Origin of the sequence: Nocardia sp. NRRL S-836, assembly GCF_001279525.1 — a bacterium.
GTDB lineage: Bacteria > Actinomycetota > Actinomycetes > Mycobacteriales > Pseudonocardiaceae > Lentzea.
Genome location: NZ_LGDY01000039.1, coordinates 1 through 337 on the forward strand (window position 1 = coordinate 1; position 337 = coordinate 337).

The 337-nt window shown below is 70.0% G+C and carries 1 protein-coding gene; it reads left to right on the plus strand.

From position 1 onward, the window contains the following. A partial coding sequence (locus tag ADL03_RS48175) for a hypothetical protein (RefSeq protein WP_197288135.1) occupies positions 1 to 337 on the plus strand: 337 nt, incomplete at both ends.

Genomic DNA, 337 nt, shown 5'->3' on the forward strand with positions numbered 1-337 from the left:
TGCTGGTGCGCCACCTCCTCGAACACTGCGCGGTGGTGCGCGACGTGGACGAGGCGCTGACGGGCTGGCGCACCGCCACCACGCACGACATCACCGTGCTGGACGCGGCGGGTGACCGCGCGGCGTACCGCGTGCAGCCCAACAACCTGACGTTGCGCGGTCTCACCCAGCACTGGGACACCTCCTTCGAGGCGGTGTCGGCGATGCTGTCCGCGCCGCGCTACCGCTCGATCGGCGCGTCAGGCGTCGGCACCCTGCACACGGCCGTCTACCTGCCCGCGGAAGGCAGCGTGACGTTGTTGTGGCCCAACGAGATCAGGTCGTGGACGTTCGACGT